Raw genomic sequence first — 18,908 nt, forward strand, 5'->3', positions numbered from 1 at the left:
CTATCAAAGCATCAATGCTTTCCTAAAATTTCTAAATTCTCACACGCTTCTTTTAAGCCATTTTTGCAGCTTCTAGTAAAAATTTCACGTGCTTTTTCTAAATCTTCTTTCACACCTTTGCCCTCAGCTAGCATGATAGCGTAGTTGTTGCAGCCCTTTTCATATCCATATATACACGCTTGCTCATAAAGTTTTGTGGCTTTTGTAAGGTTTTGATCAACGCCTTGTGCATAAACATATAAAAAGCCAAGATTATCACACCCTATGCCAGCTTCGTTTGCGCAAGCCATTTCGTAAAGCTCTTTTGCTTTTTTAAGATCCTTTGTCACGCCGGTACCATTTGCATAAAGCAAGCCAAGCTCCGTGCAACCCTCGTTATCCTTACAAGCCTTTTCATAAAATTTAACTGCTTTTTCTAGGTCTTTTTCTACGCCTTTGCCCTTTTCATAGACGTAGCCAAGGTTGCTGCAAGCCATAGAGAAATTTTGATCACAAGCTTTTTCATAAAGCATTGCTGCCTTTGCTTCGTCCTTTTTGACGTTGCCATCACCTCTGCTGTAAAGCACAGCTAGATTATAGCAGCCTGATGCCTTTTTCTCTTTGTCGCAAGCATCTTCATAAATTTGTGCTAGCTTGTTGTGATCGTCTTTTGCGCTTAAAGCCTCTTTGATATAGCCAGCATTTAATAGTCCCAAACAAGCAAACAATAAAACTAAACTCTTTTTCATCATATCTCCTAAATCTCTTTTATATCCTTACCTCTATAAGCAAAGGCGATTAGCAAAGCCAAGAGCATTAAAAGCAAATAAAGCAAATTTGAAACGCTAAATCCATCGCCATTTGCGTATGAGTGAAGTCCGCTTAGATAGAAATTTACACCAAAATAGGTAAAAATAACTGAACCAAAAGAGAGCACGCTAGCTACTAAAAAGGCAAAAATATTTTTTAATCTTGGGATAAATCTTAAATGAAGCGCAATGGCATAAATAATTATCGTAATGTACGACCAGCTCTCTTTGCTGTCCCAGCCCCAGTATCTACCCCAGCTCTCATTCGCCCAGACGCCGCCAAGAAAATTTCCAATAGTTAGCAAGCTAAGTCCTATGATGAGGCTTAGCTCATTAGTTGCGGCGAGGTATCTTATCTGCTCACTAAGCTTTTGCTCATTTTTTTTATTTTTTATAGCCATTAAAAGAAGCCCAAGAAGTCCAAGTACAAAGCTAAAGCCTAAAAAGCCATAGCTTGCCGTAATGACACTTACATGCACACTAAGCCAAAATGACTTTAAAACTGGGACTAGATTTGTTATTTGTGGATTTATAAAATTTAGATGAGCGACCAGCAAGCTCACACTTGCAAAAAGTGAAGCAGCTCCAAGAGCAAAGCTTTGATGTTTAAAAAATAAAACTCCAGCTAATACGCTTGCGAGCGAGATATATACTAAGCTCTCATAAGCATCACTCCAAGGTACATGCCCTGAGATATAAGCACGAAGAGCTAAATTTAACAAATGCACCACAAAGCCAAAATAAAACGCAAGGCTAAGTGCTTTTTCAAATCTAAATTTCTTTCCAGAAAATAGCCTATAAAAGCCAAGAGCGAGCGAAACTAGCCCAAGGATCATGTAAAAATATATAAGAAATTTAAAAATTTCCATTTGGTTATAAAGCACCTCAAGCTCCACCTTTGCCTCGCTTGGCGCAAGGGAGCCTAGAGTGCTTCTTTGATAGCTTGAAATTTTCTCCAAACTCCTATCAGCCTCTTTGCACTCGCCACTTTTTACACAAAGGCTTAAATTTTCTATATAAGTGCCTAAAACGCTTTTAAACTCGCTTGAAATTTCGCTTGAGCCAAAGGCTTCATTTACGCCTAGCCACGTGAGCTTATCACCACTTTTAGCTGGGATAAATTTTAAAATTTCTCCCTTTAGTGCAAGGTATAAGACATTTAATCTCTCGTCAAATTTTATCACGTCGTTGTCAAATTTATCTCTTTTTGAGGCGGGTTTTTCATTTGCAGCTTCTACAAATTTAGCCAGCTTATACTCGCCATTTTCGTTAAAGACATCGTTAAAACTAGCAAATTTCTCATTAACTCCCAAAAGCTCGCCCACACGCTCGCTTGTGATCTTTACTATCCTTTTATCCATCCACTCTTTTGGCGAGATGGCAAAAGATAGCATTAACTCCTCGCTACTAAGCCCAAATAGCGTAGTTTTGGTTGAAATTTTACTTATCACAGCTCTTGAGTAAGAGCCAGCTGGAGCGATTCTACTATCAGCTTGAGTCAAAATTTTAGCAAATTTGCTTGCATGAGCGTCTAAATTTTTATTATTTTCATTAGCAAAATTTGGAGTAGCATTTAAAAGCAAGATAGCCAAAAATGCGATTTGCGAACCTTTTATAAAATTTAGTAGCCTAAAAAATCGGCTCTTTTTACTAAATAAATTTGCCACAAAGCCAAGGCAAAGCAAAAAATATCCTATGTAAGTTGGGATTTTGCCAGGATCACGGCTGATCTCAAAAGCACTTCCAAGCTCGTCAGGATCGTATGAAGACTGAAAAATTTTATAGCCATCAATTGTCAGTGGATTATTTAGCGAGATGTCGTACTTGCTGCCAGCGATACTTACTTTACTTGTATAGGACGATGGACTATTTAGCCCTGCATATCGCTCTAAAATAAACTCGTCAAGCTTTAATGAAAATGGTAAATTTAAAGCCTTTGAGCTAAAGTAAAATTTTACCTCTTGTCCACCAAAACTTAGCACACTAGGCTCCAGCTCATATCCAGCTCCGCCTTTTAGTTTAATACTCTTTTTTTCGCCGTTAAAGCTTATTTCTAAAATAAGCGTAGCTGGAGCATTTTTTTCATCTTTTTTATATCCAAGCAAGTTAATTATAAATTCTTTGCCATCTATAAAATTTTTAAACTCAAAGTCGTTTTTACCAAATAAGCTTAATTTTAATGGATAACTAAAATTTTCTCCAAGCATTTCGACTCTAAGGTAAGGCTTAACGCTTTGCATTACATTTGAGCTTTGCAAGGTTCTAAGATGCATAACGCCCTCTTCGCCAAAATACCTTGTAAGCGCAGCCCCGATGAAGATAACAATAAAAGCAAGATGTATCAAAAATGCGCCAAATTTTTTATACATCTTGGTTTTTACGATGCTAATAGCTAAGCAAATAGCACAAGCAGCCATGACGCACTCGTACCAGAGTGCTTCATAAACCAGCACTCTAGCCGTTTGTGTGTCATAAAAATTTTCTAAAAAAGTCGCAAGCCCTGCACCAAAAGCAAGAATAAATAATAATATCAAAGACAAGCGGTAGATATTTAAAATTCTCATCGCTCGCCTCTGCTTTAAATGCTATAAGTTTGTCCCGCATAAAGTATAAACACCCTAAGCAGTAAAACACCGATAACAGCCGCTAATGAACTGATATAAAAGCTAAATTTTAGGCTAGCTACTTTTTTGCCAAATGCGAAATTTAAAACAAAAGGCACAATAAAGCCAACTAGTACAACACCAAGCCAAAAGAAATTTGCCCAAACGCCACTATAAAAGGCAACAGCTGCATTTTGCTGATAACTTGAACCAAGTAAAAGCGATACAAAAAGCATTAAAATGAGTAAAATTTCAGCTCCCAAAACGCTAAATTCTACGCTATGAAGCGAATGAAGGTCGCTTGAATGTGGATCTTCTTTAAATAAAGCTGCTGCGACCAAGCTACTGCCACTTATACCAGCACTTAGTCCTGAAGCTATAAATAAAGCTGGAAGCACAGCTGTGTTTAAGAGCGGAAATCTAATCAAAACTGAGATCAAAAATCCAGTATAAGCACAAATTATTACAGCAAAAATAAGACAAATACGACTTAAAAATGGATAAAGCGGTATTAAAATTTTCATTATTAGTGCAAAAAGAGTGCTAAAGGATTTTAAACTTTTAGCTAAGAAATTTGAAATCTCATCATTAAATGCATAAAGGCACATCAAAAAGCTAAGTGGTATAAAGACACAAAGTCCAGCAACACCGATAGACATAACTGATGTGAAGTTGTAATTAATCAAAATTTTCCAAAATAAAAGCGGCTTTTCAAGATCAGCTATCAAGCAAACCATACCAAGCATGATGCTAACAAATGCTAAAAGCGAAGCAGCCTTGAAAAATGAGCTAAAGCTCTCTTGCTTTTTATAGTGTTTTAAAAGTATGGCAGCGATTAGCGCTCCACCACTCATACCAGCTAGCAAAAGATAAACAGCGATCGGCCAGCCCCACTCTACTCCATGCGAAAATGTTGCAGTAAAATTTAATGCACCATCCATCTTACACCCCCATTTTTACTTTAGGAATATATCTAAGGCTTGGTTTTGTGCCAAGCTCTGCTCTTAGCCTTATGCTGTCTTTTACGGCTAGTAGCTTGCTGATGTGCGAATCTTCATCGTTAAGATCACCAAAGACGATCGCCTCATATCTACAAGCTTCTACGCAAGCTGGCTCCTTTTCGTCCTTTAAATTTGTATCTACACAAAAGTTACAGCTTTGAGCTGAGTGCGTAACCTTATCGATATATCTCACATCATATGGACAGGCTACGATGCAGTATTTACAGGCGATGCAGTCATCTATGTTTGTAGTTTGGATGCCAGTTTTTATGTCCTTGTGACAGGCTTTTGTTGGGCAAACAGCCACACAAGGTGCATCCTCACACTGCTGACAAGATACTCTTACATATCTTTTATCGAGCAAATTCTTTGGATCAGTCTTATCCTCTACGAAAAGTCTCATCTGTCCTTTTGGGACTAAATTTACTTTTCTACATGCCACTTCACAGTCCGTGCAGCCAACGCATTTGTTTTGGTCAAATATCATGCCAAAATGTGGTTTTTTCGCACTCTCTTCACTCTTAAAAGCAAAACCACTACTTGCCACGCTAGCACCAGCAGCCACAACTGCCATGCGTTTAAAGAAGGCTCTTCTGCTATTTTGATTTTGCATTTTTAACTCCATTTATGCCTTAATGAGGCTTTTTAACGCCCTCATTTTGCTCTTTTTCATGAATTTTTCTTGCCGCCTCAGCTAGTTCGCCAGGCTTTAAGACCTTAATAAGCTCTATCTCAAAAACGATAGTCTCGCCTCCAGGTATCCCCTCCATGCCGCTATCGCCGTATGCAAGCTCAGGCGGGATGACAAATTTAAACTTCTCGCCCTCTTTCATAAGCATGAGACCCTCTTCAAGTCCAGGGATCAAATTTAGCATCGAAAGATGAGCTGGAGCCTCTTTTGTCTCGTCAAAGACCTTGCCATCGACAAAGCTTGCTTTATAATTTACTATGATGATGCTCTCAGGCTTTGGTGTAGCCCCTTTTGAGCCACCCTTTATGATCTCATATTGTAAATTTGATTTTGTTGTTTTTACATTTTTGTTTTTTGCATTTTTTTCCATATAGGCTTTGCCTTGGGCTAAATTTTCTTTTAGCTTGGCTGCCTCTTTTTCTTTTACTATCTTCTCTAAGCTTTCAGCTCTTTTGTTTAGTAGCTTTGCTATCTCATCATCACTTAGTTTTAGCTCGCTCTTTAGTGCATCGCTAAAGCCTTTTATCACTGCATCAGCGTCATAGCCAACACCTAGTTGTTTTTGATCTAGCAGTCCTTTTAAAACATATCCGCCGCTTGTTGCGCCTATGGCATAAGAGTCGTTTGTATCGACATTTGCTAAGAGGCTAGCCACGCTTAGGCTAAGAAGTAGCGAACATTTTAAAAACCCATTTTTCATTTCAAACCCTTAAGATTAAAGGGGCTAAAACTAGCCCCTAAATGCTATAAATTTTTGTTTAGAATTCTCTGAGCTTCTTTTATATACTCTTTAGATGCATCTAGTCTTTGTTTAGTAAATTTAAATCCGTGCATACCCCACGAACCATCTTTTTCAACCATATCGATGATCTCTTGAGCATTTTGAATTAGCTCGTAAACTCTTACTTTATCACTTGCGTCAAGTTTTTTAGTCTCAAGTAGTGAGTAAAGTCCTTCAATACCAATCTTAACTTCAGAGAATTCATTCTTAACTGGAGTTTGCCATCCCATAACTTCATCATAAACTTGTTTTTGGTTTTTGAAGTGAAGTGTTGGTTTTAGCTCAGATAATACCGGGCTGTGGCAGCCTTTGGTATCTTTCATATCTTTATCAGCCCAAGATGTTCTAGCGCACGCCCACATCAAGTCAACGTAGTTATGGCCATTTTTATCTCTCTCAAAGTGCCAATCTTTAGCATCTCTTGGACCTTTAGCAGCATCGCCTGGTACTAGAGATTTCTCTTTTGGATCAACCATGATCTTCCAGATGTGAGATCTTCTTTGAGTATCAAAGCCAGCGTTGTCTTGGAACTGAACAGCGTAGAAATTCTCACAACTCATCATAAATGGCATGTGGCAAGATGCACAAGTGTTATCTTTGTGAGTATCTGCTTTAGATGCGATATATGCTTGAGTTTCGTGGCAATCTTTACACTCTTTTCTAATCTTTGGTTTAGTATAGAATGAGCTTAGATAGCCTTGCTCTGAGTTATAGTTCATACCAGTTACGCTCTTATCGCCTACAACTGGACCTGTGTTATCATGTGGATCGTGGCAAGTAACACATCTCATACCTTTGTCATAGTGAGCTGTAAAGTATGATTGAGAACCTTCAGAACCACATCCTGGTCCCATTGATTTAAATTTAGAGCTAAGTGATAGATCAAGCTTGCCGTTATTAAGCGGATTAGCACGAGCTAGATCTGGGCTAAAGTTAAATCTTTGGTGGCAGCGTTCGCAGTTTGATGTTCTAAAATTTGTAGCCCCATCAAGGTGACCGCCAGCTCCGTGACACTCCTCACAGCTTACGCCTTTTGAGATAGTGTGTTTTTGAAGCTCTTTAGCATTACCAAGTGCTGCGTAAAATTCTGCTTTTGATTTAAAGTCGAATTTAACTGGGTGACAAACTTCACAATATGATGAGTTTGCTTGGAAGAACATTGATTTTTTATGTTTTGCGGCGTATGAAGCAAGACCTCTAACATATCCGCCATTATCGCCGTACTCTTCAAGAGTGCCAGGAAATTCTGGGACAAGCTCTTTTATCTTTTTAACAGTAGCGTCGTCTAAATTTAACGCCCATGTTCTTTGCCATTGGTTACCACCAGCTACGATCTGACCTGTACCATCTCTTAGCAAACCGCCCTCAACGTAGTAAGTACCACGAAGTAGCCACGCATCAACGTAGCCCATTTTTGTTCTTAAGTGACCAACGGTTGCGTAGATAACATCTGGAGTGATACCTTTTGGAAGGATAGAAGCTGTATCTTTGTCAAATACTGGCTCAGTTAGGTTGTTATTAACCTCTGGGTGCTCGCCAGGGAAACGCATAGTAGTTGCGTGGCGAGATCTGCTCCACACTTCATACTGAGCTGGGTGACACTCACCGCACTTTTCTGGTCCTACAAATTTGTTAGGAAACTGAAGTGATGAAGTGGCTGGAATTCTATACATCATAGAGCTATAGCCCTTACCGCCATCTCTTTTACTAAGCTTTGACATATCAAAGCCATGTCCCTCGGCAAGCCACTCTAAGCCACGGTCGTGAACGACCATTTTACCGACGGTTTTACCACCATATTTTGTAAAAATAGGGTGGTTTTTAAATAACCAGTTATACATCTCTTGCTCTTCTACAACGTAGTCTTGCAAGGAGATAACACCTCTACTTTGCAGTGTGCCTTTAGGATTTGCGATAACATCACGTGCTTTATCGGACATCTGCATATTATGCTCTTCGCAACAGGCTTGTGAAGCGAAGATGCTAACACCCATGAGCAAACCAGCTAAGGCTTTTTGTAGATTTCTCATGTGCCCTCCTTTAAATTTTTATCCTAAAATCAAAATGATTTCATACTGATAATACTAACACCAAAAAAGGGTAGAAAAGGGGGAATTTTAATAAATTATAAATTTTCGAAACTAATTGTAAATGTAATACTATTTTCATCTACATTTCTAGCAAAGATTAGCGCGTTATTTTTGTTAGCGATTAGCCGGCTCATATATAGGCCAAGCCCACTGCCAGACTCTTTTGTGCTAAAGTGTGGCTCAAAGATAACTTTTAAAAACGAAGTCTTTATCGCTCCTGCATTATTTTGAACGCATAAATTTTTACGATTATCTTTTATAAAAGTATAAATTTTTATTACTCTTGGCTTTACATAGCTTTGTTTAAATGCATCTTTTGCGTTATTTATAATATTTATTAAAATTTGGATTATTTCATTAAAATTTGCAAAAATCGTAAAATTTTCTCTTATATCGATCTCTATTTCGATTTGATATTTCTTAAGTGAGGCGTTTAGAATTTTTATAGTCTGATTTATCACTTCCTCTACGCTAAACTCTCTTTTTAAAGTATTTGGTTTAAAAAAGTTTTTAAAATCATCAACCGTTTCAGACATAAAATTTATCTGTTTGCTAGTCTCTTCTATAAACTCATAAATTTTTGCTTCATCAAGCTTTTTTCGTTCCTGATAGAGCTCTAAATTTATTAAAGCTGAGCTGATTTGAGCTAAAGGCTGCTTCCACTGATGTGAGATATTGCCTATCATCTCGCCCATTGAGGCTAGGCGGCTTTGATGTATCATTAGCTGTTCAGTCTGTCTTTTACTCTCTTCTCCGCGCCTATGCATCTTATAAACAAGTAGCAAAAATATCCCAAATACAAAGGCTATCGCGCTCATTATGATGACAACCTCCTTTAAATGGTAAGAAAAAATGGCACGTAGTGGGATTTTAAAAGATAGCATTGCCATCATCTCACTTGCTTCAGAAATTTTTCCATTTGAAATTTCATAACGATCCAACATCTGTTTTGGAGCACTTTCGCTATTGTGACAGGCTAAGCAAGATGTATTTTGACTTTTTATAGGAAGTCCTACAAAAAATTGTGAGCCGTTTTCATCTTTTATAATCTTTGAAAACTCACTAAATTTATTCTCTTTAAAGCCTCTTAACACCTGCGCTTCAAATTCATTTGGCTCATGAGCTTTATTTAAAGGTGCCATGGCAACTAGTTTGTAGTCAAAGTCAAGATTGTATTTTTTCTTTTGGATATTATAAATTTCACGGCTTATATATGAAGATGAGAGTAATCTCTCGTCAAAAAAATACTCTTTTATAATACCATCATGCTTTAGCTGCTCTATTAGCGGACGCTGAACGCCTGCGATGTACTCTCTTACAGAATTTATACTCTCAAGCACATAATACGCCTCTTTTTTGGCATCTTTCATTGCAAGATTATTATAAAAATTTAAAACAAGTGCGGATATTAAGAGATAAACAAAGATAAAAACACTAACGATTAGCTGAAATTTATATTTCACAAAGATAACCTACACCGTATAAATTTTTAATCACATCTTTGCCAAGCTTCCTTCTAAGCTCTTTTACGATCGTCTTTATCGCCTCTTTGCTTGGCTGCTCATACTCCCAAATATAATCAAAAATTTGTTCATAAGTTATAGTTTGATTTTTGTTGTTTAAAAAATACTCCAAAAGCCTGCTTTCGCTCTTACTTAGATGAGAAATTTCACCATTTATATAAAGTACTTTTTTACCAAAATCGTATTCTAATTCATCATTTAGCCTAAGAGTCGGCTTACGTCCAACAAGCTCTAAAGCAACGTCTTCTAGGGCTTTTATAAATGACTTTTTATCATATGGCTTTGCAAGATATCTTGTGATCTTTAGCTCAACCGCTCTCCACAAATACTCTTGCTCGATGTGGCTTGATAAGATCACGATAGGAATTTTTTGATTTATAGTTCTTACTTTTTTAGCGATCTCTAGACCATCGATATTTGGCACGCTTATATCAAGTACCAAAACATCATAAGCATCGCTCATCGCTAGCTCAAGTGCATCATAGCCATCTGTTACGCCATTTACCTCGGCAAAAAATAGTTCCAAAGAAGCACAAATATTTTTTAAAATCGCCTCTTCATCTTCAAGGCAAAGGACCTTTTTGTTTGATAAAACGTCTAAAATATCATATTCTTGCATAGCTTCATCTCGCTTTTTGAGCAGATATTATCACTTGGTAGCTTAAAAAATAAGATTATCTAAAAAATAATTCATACCAATATAAAAGACAGATTACTTTTAAAAATTAAACTATAAATTTTTGTTGAAGTGATTTGAAGTCTTGATTAAAATTTTCTATGAGTACTATTTTTGGATTTTTCTAAAATTTTAGCTATCGATCAATTTAAAAAAGAAAGATAGCTATATTTATAGTATTAAATTTTAATTGCCTCTACTTCCAGGTTTGATCGCTTTGCTTCCATTTTTGCAAAGCGGGCAATTCTCAGGCTCATAAATTTCAAACTCAAAATTTCCCAAAGCAAAAAATGGCTTATCACTTGGTAGTTTTGCATTTGGTTTTGAGTCATTGCCTAAATTTGCGACCTTACAAAAGCCACGATTCGCAAGCGCTGCAAAGCCAACTACCTCGCCGCCAAGGCTCTCTATTACGTGTGCTGCTTCAAGTGCTGATCCGCCAGTCGTGATGATGTCTTCACAAACGATAAATTTCTCGCCTTTTTTTACCTCAAATCCGCGTCTTAAGCTCATCACCCTATCAACTCGCTCTGTAAAGATAAATCGCTTCTTTGCTGCACGAGCTAGCTCATAGCCAGCTAAAATTCCTCCAAGTGCAGGAGAACAAACGCTATCAAATTTAATGTTAAATTTCTCTATCACACGAGCAAGCTCATCAGCTAGCTTTCCAGCCAAAGCTGGGTCTTCAAGCACCTTTGCACTTTGCAGATAAAACTGCGAGTGGTTACCGCTACTTAAGAGAAAATGCCCCTCTAAATACGCTCCGGCCCCTTTATAAATTTTCTCTAAATCCATCGTTTTTTCCTTTTAAAATTTACTCAAAATTTTAACACAAGCCCACTTAAGCCACTCTTTTTAAAATTTAATAAGCCACACATTTGTATAATCTTCACACTCTTACAAAAAGGACGCTCATGCTTATTTTTAACCCTGTTGTTTTTAGCATTTTAGTGATGACAATACTTTGTCTATTGCGCTTTAACATCTTGCTTTCTATCCTTATCTCTGCTCTTGTTGCGGGAGTAATGTATAAGCATGGATTTAGCGGATTTGAAAGTGGTATTATAAATGGGATCGATAGCCTCTTTACAGCCCTAAAAGAGACTACACAAAGCCTCATAAGCGGCATGCAAGGCAATCTTGAGACGTCACTTAGTTATATTTTACTTGGCGCTCTAGCAGCTGCTATCGCAAATACAAATTTAACTGCTATCTTGATAAATGCTTTGAGTAAATTCCTTAGCTCAAATAAAGTGATTTTTATACTAACTATTGCATTTATAGCGTGCTTATCTCAAAATTTAATCCCAGTTCACATAGCTTTTATACCTATTTTGATCCCACCACTTCTTGCTATTATGAACAAAATGGGAATAGATAGACGCGCAGTGGCTTGTGCTTTGACGTTTGGTCTTCAAGCACCTTATGTAAGCCTTAGCGTTGGCTTTGGTCTGCTTTTTCACAATATCTTAAAAAAAGAGCTAGCAAATAACGGCATAACCACATCTATTTCTGATATCTCTTCTGTTATGTGGATAGGTGGCGCTTCGATGCTTATTGGACTTATCCTTGCCATACTTTTTTACGGCAAAAAAAGAGTTTATAAAACTTCAAAATTTGAAAAAGAAGAGCTTGATGAGATCGAGCGTGCAAAAAGCCTTGAGATGACTAAAAAGGAGTGGGCGGTCTTAGCTGGTGCGGTAGTGGCTTTTGTCGTACAAATTTATACATCGCTCTTACCGCTTGGCGCACTACTTGGACTTTTAGTCATGGTTGTTTTTGGTGGTATCGAATATAAAAAAGTAGATAAGATCATGGATAACGGCCTTGCTATGATGGGATTTATCGCATTTATCATGCTAGTTGCTGCAGGTTATGGCACTATCTTAAGAGAGAGTGGCGGCATAGATGAGCTTGTAAAATACGCTAGCTTGGTATCTGGCGGCAAGATAGGTGGGGCATTTTTGATGCTTCTTATCGGACTTCTCGTTACGATGGGCATAGGCACTAGCTTTGGTACGATCCCTATCTTAGCTTCTATCTATGTGCCACTATGCATTAGTCTTGGTTTTGGCGTACCAGCCATTATCTTGCTAGTTGGCATAGCTGCAGCTCTAGGAGATGCTGGAAGCCCAGCAAGCGATAGCACACTTGGGCCGACAAGCGGTCTAAATGCTGATAATGAGCACAACCACATATATGATACTTGTGTGCCTACATTTGTATTTTTCAATATCCCACTTATCATCGGTGGCATCGTTGGAGCTATGATACTTGGATAAAATTTGGCGTTAATTACGCCAAATTTCTTTTTATTTCTTCTACTTTTTATCAATATAAATTTTTGGAACATCTTTTGCTTTTGAAAAATATAAAAATTTAAAATGCAAAAAGGATAAGTCAATGATGAGATCACTTTGGTCTGGTGTTTCAGGCCTGCAAGCCCACCAGATAGCCATGGACGTAGAAGGCAATAATATCGCAAACGTCAATACTTATGGTTATAAATATAACCGTGCAAATTTTGCTGATATACTAAGCCAAACTCCAAGAGTCGCTACTGCTCCACAAGGTCAGCTAGGCGGTCAAAATGCTATGCAAATAGGTCTAGGAACGACTATAAACTCAACTACGAGAATTTTCTCACAAGGCACACTAACATCTACTGATAAGCAAACAGACCTTGCACTTCAAGGAAATGGTTTCTTCGTCGTATCTCCAGATGGTGGAACTACAAGATACTATACAAGAAATGGTGACTTTGTCCGTGATAAAGCGGGAAATTTTGTAAACAATAGTGGATATATAGTTCAAGGCTGGACGAGAGATGAAGAGACTGGCACCATCGACTCAACAGGTCCGATAAAAAATATTGTGATCAAAGAGGGTCTTACAACTCCGGCAAGAGCTACAACAGAAGTAAAGATAAAAGGCAACCTTGACTCAGGCAACACCATCGACCAAAGAAGCACTCCTATTTATTCACTAGATTCGCTTGCTGGTGGACGTGACTATAACAATGACGGAATTTTAGATCCAAACGAAGTCCATAACGAAAATGATGTAAATAACGATCAGTTTTATACAAACTCAAGAAAAGAGCAAAGCTTAACAGAGCGTGGTGTAGATCTTGGTGTTACATTTGATGAGCTTGGAAATGGCCTTGCTTTAAGAGATGGACAAGGCATCTGGGTAAGCTACGCAAATGCTAAAACTGAAAAATTTACTATAGGTAGTAAATCACCAAATAATGTTGGTTCACTTACTAATAATGGGACTGCAAAAAAATTAAATATAACATTAAATGATGTAAATATAACTGGAGATGTAACAAATATAAGCGATGTTGCAGCTGCTATCAACGCTCAGTATAATAAAACTGGCGTTAGAGCTGAAATTTCAGAAGGTAATAAACTAACACTTATAAATAGAAATAACTCAGGTACTACAAAAGAGACAAAAAATATTCACTTAACTGTCAATACTGGTGATGAATTAGTAGCAGCAACGATAGCAATGGGAGTACCTCTAGCAGAAGGTCCCGGTTTAAAAAATCGAGATATTATCACAGCTTATCAATATGTCTATACGAGCTCACAAACAACAGCAGTTCACGAATATAATGATGCGAAAGAAAGGCAAATAACTACAACAGAAGATCTTCGTGCTGCTATGCAAAAAGATGCAAGGAGTTACGTTGACTACAATGGAGACGGTCAAATAAGAGTAAACTCAGCTGTACCTAATGCTATAAAAAAAGCAACAGAAGCTCATAATACAACTCCGGGTACTGGTGGAGCAGCTATAGCTGATACAACATGCCAAACAGCTTATAACACTGCTTATAACGCTGCAGCTGGCACACTGGATCAAAAACACGCAGCTGGTATCGCAGCACTTAAAAAACTTGCTGATGATTTAAATGATGGCACAAAGATCACTGTAAATAAACTAGGTCAATTTCAACTAGAAAACCCATCAAATGAAATAGCGGATCATGCACTTTATATGACTACGACCGGACTTACAAAGCCAGCTCAAGGTACAAATAATTCAGCTGTAAATGAAAATGTTAGACTTACAACTATTATGAAAGCACTTGATGGTGCGTTAAGCCCTGGTCAAGCACTAAGAGCAAGTGGAAAGATGATGATGTCAAGCCACGGCTCAACGGCGGAAATTTTTGACTCACTTGGCTCAAAACACACAGTTAGTATAAAATGGGCAAAAACGGGTACTACAACAGATGGTGGTACAGAGTGGAGCATGATCATCCAAGTACCAGAGCCAGCTAAGATAAACTATTCAGGTCAGGGTCCAGATAACGTTATAACTGGCTCAGCTAGATTTAATGCAAATGGCTCACTTGCGAGTTTTCACCCAGCAACGATAACATTTTCAGCTAACAACGGCTCACAAAGTGGTCAAAACATTAGCTTAAATTTTGGTCTTGGAACTGATTTTAATGGCTTAACAAGCTTTGATAAAGACTCATCAACTGAGTCAATCTCACAAGATGGCTACACAGGTGGCACTCTAAATGGCATAAAAATAGATGAGACTGGAACGATAATAGGCTCATTTTCAAATGGCCAAAGCTTTGGCTTAGCTAAAGTAGCACTTGCTACCTTTACAAACAACGAAGGTCTTCAAAGCGAGGGCGGAAATGTCTTTTCACAAACCGCAAACTCAGGCGAAGCAGTTATCGGTGCAGCTGGCACAGGCGATAAGGGAACGATCGCAGCTTCAAAACTTGAAGCTAGTAACGTCGATCTAAGCCGTGCGCTAACAGATCTTATCGTCATCCAAAGAGGTTTCCAAGCAAACTCAAAAACGATCACAACAAGCGATGAGATGCTAAATACACTTCTTCAATTAAAACAATAATAACTAAGACTTTTACAAAAGGGAGCATTTGCCTCCCTTTGAAATTTATGCTTTAAATTTACAAATAAAATCAGCCTTCTTTTTGTAAAATGTTAAAAAATTTTACAAAAGAGAAAAAATGCAAGCAACACTACTAAATCACACTCCACTAAATATTTGCTCTCACGCTATCCGCACATGCTGGCAAAGCTTTGATAAAAGCGACAACGGTGGCGAAAAAGATGTTGAGCTAATAGATAGAGTAGGCAATAAATTTAAACACGCCTCTACCTTAGAGCACCTATACTACAACTTCTACATCCAAGGTATCTCTCGTGCGCTGCTTCAAGAGCTAGCTCGTCACCGCTTGGCAAGTCTAAGCGTCAAATCAACTCGTTACACACTAAAAGAGCTAAAAAAAGAGGAAAAATTTGAAGTAGGGCAGTTTGAGCGTGCGGCTAAATTTATCGTACTAACAAATGATGAACTAGTCGATAACGCAAGCATAAAAGCGCTTGAAAATTTACGTGAAATTTTAGCCTCAACTACAAAAAGCCTTGATATAGTTAAATACTGCTTGCCAGAGTGCTACAAAACAGAGCTTACATGGAGTATAAACGCTAGAAGCTTGCAAAATTTTATCTCACTTCGTAGCTCAAAATCAGCCCTTTGGGAGATCAGAAATTTAGCAAATGCTATTTTTGCTGCCTTGCCTGATGAGCATAAATTTATATTTGAGAAGTGTTTGCCAGATGATGAGTCAAACTAACATTTACGTTAGTGTAGTTTGTGATTTAGAAGTGATGAAACGAGCGCTAAATTTACTTTTGTAAAACGTAAAGAAGCTCGTCTACGTGGATGTTTCTAGCTTTTAAATTTCTACTGCCGCGGTAGGCGTTATACTTTTGGCGCATTAGTTGAACTTTGCCTATTTTGTTTAAATTTTTATCAAATTCATCTTGATTGATAAAGCCCTCTGAGTTAAACGAGATCAGCACAAATTTCGACTTTAAATTTGCTATCAGCTCGAAAAATGCCTCGCTTGCTGATGATTTTTTATTAAAAACAGATCTGTTCCAGTCTTTTGCAATGCCTGAAATTTTTGAAATTTTACTTGGCTCAGTGTTGCTTGCGATGAGATTTAGCATGAAGTAGTTTGAACCGTATGGGTGTTGGTTATATGGCGGATCAAGATAGACTAGATCAAGGCCGTCAAGCTCTTTTGCGAGCAAATTTGCGTCCTTTTGATAGACCTCAAATGGCACACTAAAATTTGAAAAGATGGGCCTAGTCAAATTTATATCAGAAGTGATCCTTGAGATAGCATTTTGTCCTCGTCCACCAAACTGACCAATGCCCTCTTTATTTTTATGAAAACCTTTAAAAATTCCACTTGTATTTGCATGCACGCTTGCATTATAAAGAAGTGGAGCTATGAAGAAATTTTTCATTTCAGCTGGCACTAACTCATCTATGAGCCTTCTTGCTGTATCAATAAAAATGGCATTTTTTCTAGTATAAAAAACCCTCTCACCCTCGGTAATATTTTTATCATCTTGTGGGGCGTAAAGCCTTGTTATAAAGCCTTCAGAAAGATTATCTTCTATCTCTTTTTCAAGCTTTTTTTTCCAGAAATTTATCTCATTTTTTAGCTCGTTTGTGGCGTTTTGCAGGTAGCATGAGTTTGTGATGAAGCTATAAAGCTCCAAGTCGTTTGCAACTAGAAATTCGCTATTTTGCTTTAAAAACCTAGCCACTACGCCACTTCCACTAAAGAGGTCGCAGCAGCTAAGCTTCTCTTTTTTAAGCTCGTCTTTTGCGTATTTTACGCCTCGCTCGATAAAGCCTAAAAGCGAGCGTTTGTTGCCAAGATAGGTTAAAATTTGCTCTTTTAAATAGGCTTGATTTTCTTGTTTTGCTGGCTTCAAATCAGTGCTTTTTTAGTCCCATAGCATCAAGATCAAGCTTGATCTCTTCATTATTTATGATGACTAGACCTTGGGATAGAATTTTATTTGCTATGGCGTGTGCCTCATCAAGAGAGTGCATCTTGTAAGTGCCGCATTGAAATTTATTTAGCTCTGGAATTTGATCTTGAGTTTTTACCTCTAATATATCTTTCATCGAAGCTAACCAAGCGTTTTTAACGGCTTCTTCGCTAGGTGTGCCGATCACACTCATATAAAAGCCGGTCCTACAGCCCATCGGAGAGATATCTATAATCTCAACGCCATTGCCATTTAGGTGGTTTCTCATAAAACCAGCAAAAAGGTGCTCTAAAGTGTGGATGCCTTTTTCTGGCAAAATTTCCTCATTTGGCTTGCAAAATCTCAAGTCAAAAACGCTGATATCATCGCCCTTTGGCGTTTTCATACTTTTTGCTAGTCTTACTCCTGGGGCTTGCATTTTTACATGATCTACACAAAAACTATCAAGTAGTGGCATATCTTCTCCTTTAAATTTTTGGTAATTTTAGCGAAAAAAATGTTTAAAATTTTAAAGGCTCGTGTAAAATTTCACATAAGCCTTATAATATTTGAATGTTTGTAGGTATTAAAATAATAAAAATTTTACTTACTATTATAAATTTCTCATATATTCCGTACTATAAATACCTTGAATACGTCTTTCCATGTCACTATACCAACTTTTTGGAAGAGTGGTGAGAGAGTTAAATTTCTCTAGTAAATTTAAATTTTTATTTGGAGCGCAAAAAAGTCTATTTACTTCTAAAATGCTCATATGAACTGGATCTTTTTCTATAACTTCTATCACGTCGCCCACTTTGCACGATCCTGGTGTTATGACGCGGTAGTACCAGCCAGTTAAGCCAGTTTCAAAGATGTGAGTAGCCATATTTTCATTGCCCCATCTTTTTGAGAGCTTAAAGCAAGGCTTTCTTGGCTGCGATACTTGAAGGACTAGTGAGCCGATTTTATGGATATCGCCTACACAGACACTACTCTCATCAAGACCGTCAATGCATAAATTCTCACCCATCGCACCATAAGCCATGTTTTTTAATCCTAAAAAACTTTCCCAATCAGCATAGTTTGAAAACGAATTTGCAAATATAGCTTTTTCAGGGCCTCCATGGTGCTTTGTATCAGCGACACTATCGCCCTCAAAGCCAAGCTCATTTGCAAAAATTTCGCCATTTTGAGCTATTTTAAATATAGCTGAACTCCATGGTGTATTTAGCTTATCAGTCGCACTTTGCGAACCATAGTTTTTCACCTCGCCAATTAATAATGCTTTTACTATTGCCATTTTTTTCCTATCAAAATTTAGCTTATTCTTAAATTATTTGCGTGAGTTAGCGCGATCGCGATTGCATCGGTGATATCAAGCGGTTTTATCTCTTTGTTTATACCTAAAATTTTCTTCACCATAAATGCCACTTGCTCTTTGTCAGCTTTAGCCTTACCAGTGACAGTTTTTTTCACCTGAAGCGGCGTATACTCGGCAAAATCACCATGAAGCTGTAAAATTTTAAGGCTAAGTGCACCACGAAACTGAGCAAGCTTTAAAACAGTTTTTGGGTTGTAAGCAAAAAATATATCTTCAATCGCGACCTCATCAAATTTATGATTTTTAAAGATGAGATCAAGCCCCTCGCAAAGCTCGGTAATCTGATACTGAAGTGTATTTGGTTTTATTTTTATGAGTCCTGCTTCAAGAAGTGTAGTTTTAAATTTATTTTTTTCAAGTATCGCATAACCGCAATTCTTCGTTCCTGGATCGATTCCTAAAATTTTCATCACTATCTTTTCAATACTTTTTCACGACTTTTTCACGATGTGAAAAAGTTTGTCAGAGTTTAACAAAGGTTTTATTAAATTTAAGATAGTATCACTATAAAAATTCTCGAAATTTAAGGCATAAAAAT

Annotated in this window: 16 protein-coding genes; 3 read left to right on the forward strand and 13 right to left on the reverse strand. The window is 37.5% G+C overall.

The window, feature by feature from the left end; all coding sequences use genetic code 11:
* Positions 1–11: 11 nt before the first annotated feature.
* The 9 genes from CCON33237_RS09255 to pyrE all read right to left on the reverse strand — a co-directional run bounded on the left by CCON33237_RS09255 (position 12) and on the right by pyrE (position 10,948).
* Positions 12–728 carry a tetratricopeptide repeat protein gene (locus tag CCON33237_RS09255; protein WP_054197339.1) on the reverse strand — a complete coding sequence of 239 codons (717 nt, stop codon included), beginning with the start codon at positions 726–728 and terminating at the stop codon, positions 12–14.
* A gap of 8 nt (positions 729–736) precedes the next feature.
* Positions 737–3,352, reverse strand: coding sequence for a cytochrome c biogenesis protein (locus CCON33237_RS09260; protein WP_054197340.1), 2,616 nt, complete (start codon positions 3,350–3,352; stop codon positions 737–739).
* Between the two features lie 14 nt (positions 3,353–3,366).
* Positions 3,367–4,332 carry an NrfD/PsrC family molybdoenzyme membrane anchor subunit gene (nrfD, locus tag CCON33237_RS09265; RefSeq protein ID WP_054197341.1) on the reverse strand — a complete coding sequence of 322 codons (966 nt, stop codon included), beginning with the start codon at positions 4,330–4,332 and terminating at the stop codon, positions 3,367–3,369.
* 1 nt (position 4,333) lies between these two features.
* The gene (locus CCON33237_RS09270; RefSeq protein ID WP_054197438.1) at positions 4,334–5,005 is read right to left on the reverse strand and encodes a 4Fe-4S dicluster domain-containing protein; all 672 of its coding nucleotides are present in this window, start codon (positions 5,003–5,005) and stop codon (positions 4,334–4,336) included.
* Between the two features lie 19 nt (positions 5,006–5,024).
* Positions 5,025–5,783 (reverse strand): FKBP-type peptidyl-prolyl cis-trans isomerase, encoded by a 759-nt coding sequence (locus tag CCON33237_RS09275; protein WP_054197342.1) that lies wholly within the window; start codon positions 5,781–5,783, stop codon positions 5,025–5,027.
* Positions 5,784–5,827: 44 nt separating this feature from the next.
* On the reverse strand, positions 5,828–7,894 hold the full coding sequence (locus tag CCON33237_RS09280; protein ID WP_054197343.1) for a multiheme c-type cytochrome: 2,067 nt from the start codon (positions 7,892–7,894) through the stop codon (positions 5,828–5,830).
* A gap of 95 nt (positions 7,895–7,989) precedes the next feature.
* Complete coding sequence (locus tag CCON33237_RS09285) at positions 7,990–9,417, reverse strand: ATP-binding protein (RefSeq protein ID WP_054197344.1); 1,428 nt, start codon at positions 9,415–9,417, stop codon at positions 7,990–7,992.
* Positions 9,407–10,096 carry a response regulator transcription factor gene (locus CCON33237_RS09290; RefSeq protein WP_054197345.1) on the reverse strand — a complete coding sequence of 230 codons (690 nt, stop codon included), beginning with the start codon at positions 10,094–10,096 and terminating at the stop codon, positions 9,407–9,409. Before CCON33237_RS09290 ends, CCON33237_RS09285 begins: the two co-directional genes overlap by 11 nt.
* A gap of 243 nt (positions 10,097–10,339) precedes the next feature.
* Positions 10,340–10,948 (reverse strand): orotate phosphoribosyltransferase, encoded by a 609-nt coding sequence (pyrE, locus tag CCON33237_RS09295; protein ID WP_054197346.1) that lies wholly within the window; start codon positions 10,946–10,948, stop codon positions 10,340–10,342.
* 119 nt (positions 10,949–11,067) lie between these two features.
* Here pyrE and CCON33237_RS09300 point away from each other — a divergent pair, with 119 nt between their 5' ends.
* From CCON33237_RS09300 to thyX, 3 genes are all read left to right on the forward strand, one after another.
* Complete coding sequence (locus CCON33237_RS09300) at positions 11,068–12,435, forward strand: Na+/H+ antiporter NhaC family protein (protein WP_054197347.1); 1,368 nt, start codon at positions 11,068–11,070, stop codon at positions 12,433–12,435.
* A gap of 121 nt (positions 12,436–12,556) precedes the next feature.
* Positions 12,557–15,040 (forward strand): flagellar hook protein FlgE, encoded by a 2,484-nt coding sequence (flgE, locus tag CCON33237_RS09305; RefSeq protein ID WP_054197348.1) that lies wholly within the window; start codon positions 12,557–12,559, stop codon positions 15,038–15,040.
* A 118-nt stretch (positions 15,041–15,158) separates the two neighbouring features.
* A complete protein-coding gene (gene thyX, locus CCON33237_RS09310) occupies positions 15,159–15,788 on the forward strand; it encodes an FAD-dependent thymidylate synthase (protein ID WP_054197349.1) in 630 nt (209 codons plus the stop codon).
* A 52-nt stretch (positions 15,789–15,840) separates the two neighbouring features.
* Here the strand turns inward: thyX and CCON33237_RS09315 are convergent, their stop codons facing one another.
* The 4 genes from CCON33237_RS09315 to ruvC form a co-directional block, all read right to left on the reverse strand.
* The gene (locus CCON33237_RS09315) at positions 15,841–16,947 is read right to left on the reverse strand and encodes a DNA adenine methylase (protein WP_054197350.1); all 1,107 of its coding nucleotides are present in this window, start codon (positions 16,945–16,947) and stop codon (positions 15,841–15,843) included.
* Between the two features lies 1 nt (position 16,948).
* Positions 16,949–17,464 (reverse strand): S-ribosylhomocysteine lyase, encoded by a 516-nt coding sequence (gene luxS, locus CCON33237_RS09320; protein WP_054197351.1) that lies wholly within the window; start codon positions 17,462–17,464, stop codon positions 16,949–16,951.
* Positions 17,465–17,599: 135 nt separating this feature from the next.
* Entirely contained in the window at positions 17,600–18,289 is a 690-nt protein-coding gene (locus CCON33237_RS09325; RefSeq protein ID WP_054197352.1) for an MOSC domain-containing protein, read from the reverse strand.
* A gap of 17 nt (positions 18,290–18,306) precedes the next feature.
* Positions 18,307–18,786 carry a crossover junction endodeoxyribonuclease RuvC gene (gene ruvC, locus CCON33237_RS09330; protein ID WP_178140253.1) on the reverse strand — a complete coding sequence of 160 codons (480 nt, stop codon included), beginning with the start codon at positions 18,784–18,786 and terminating at the stop codon, positions 18,307–18,309.
* Positions 18,787–18,908 lie beyond the last annotated feature (122 nt).

The sequence above is a fragment of the Campylobacter concisus genome (assembly GCF_001298465.1).
In the GTDB taxonomy this organism is placed as follows: Bacteria; Campylobacterota; Campylobacteria; order Campylobacterales; family Campylobacteraceae; genus Campylobacter_A; species Campylobacter_A concisus.

Bases quoted from the DNA above. Each gene is read 5' to 3' on its own strand.
- CCON33237_RS09300 (WP_054197347.1), top strand. From the start codon at position 11,068: ATGCTTATTTTTAACCCTGTTGTTTTTAGCATTTTAGTGATGACAATA.
- nrfD (WP_054197341.1), bottom strand. From the start codon at position 4,332: ATGGATGGTGCATTAAATTTTACTGCAACATTTTCGCATGGAGTAGAG.
- CCON33237_RS09290 (WP_054197345.1), bottom strand. From the start codon at position 10,096: ATGCAAGAATATGATATTTTAGACGTTTTATCAAACAAAAAGGTCCTT.
- CCON33237_RS09270 (WP_054197438.1), bottom strand. From the start codon at position 5,005: ATGCAAAATCAAAATAGCAGAAGAGCCTTCTTTAAACGCATGGCAGTT.
- CCON33237_RS09260 (WP_054197340.1), bottom strand. From the start codon at position 3,352: ATGAGAATTTTAAATATCTACCGCTTGTCTTTGATATTATTATTTATT.
- pyrE (WP_054197346.1), bottom strand. From the start codon at position 10,948: ATGGATTTAGAGAAAATTTATAAAGGGGCCGGAGCGTATTTAGAGGGG.
- flgE (WP_054197348.1), top strand. From the start codon at position 12,557: ATGATGAGATCACTTTGGTCTGGTGTTTCAGGCCTGCAAGCCCACCAG.
- CCON33237_RS09280 (WP_054197343.1), bottom strand. From the start codon at position 7,894: ATGAGAAATCTACAAAAAGCCTTAGCTGGTTTGCTCATGGGTGTTAGC.
- CCON33237_RS09325 (WP_054197352.1), bottom strand. From the start codon at position 18,289: ATGGCAATAGTAAAAGCATTATTAATTGGCGAGGTGAAAAACTATGGT.
- thyX (WP_054197349.1), top strand. From the start codon at position 15,159: ATGCAAGCAACACTACTAAATCACACTCCACTAAATATTTGCTCTCAC.
- luxS (WP_054197351.1), bottom strand. From the start codon at position 17,464: ATGCCACTACTTGATAGTTTTTGTGTAGATCATGTAAAAATGCAAGCC.
- CCON33237_RS09275 (WP_054197342.1), bottom strand. From the start codon at position 5,783: ATGAAAAATGGGTTTTTAAAATGTTCGCTACTTCTTAGCCTAAGCGTG.
- CCON33237_RS09255 (WP_054197339.1), bottom strand. From the start codon at position 728: ATGAAAAAGAGTTTAGTTTTATTGTTTGCTTGTTTGGGACTATTAAAT.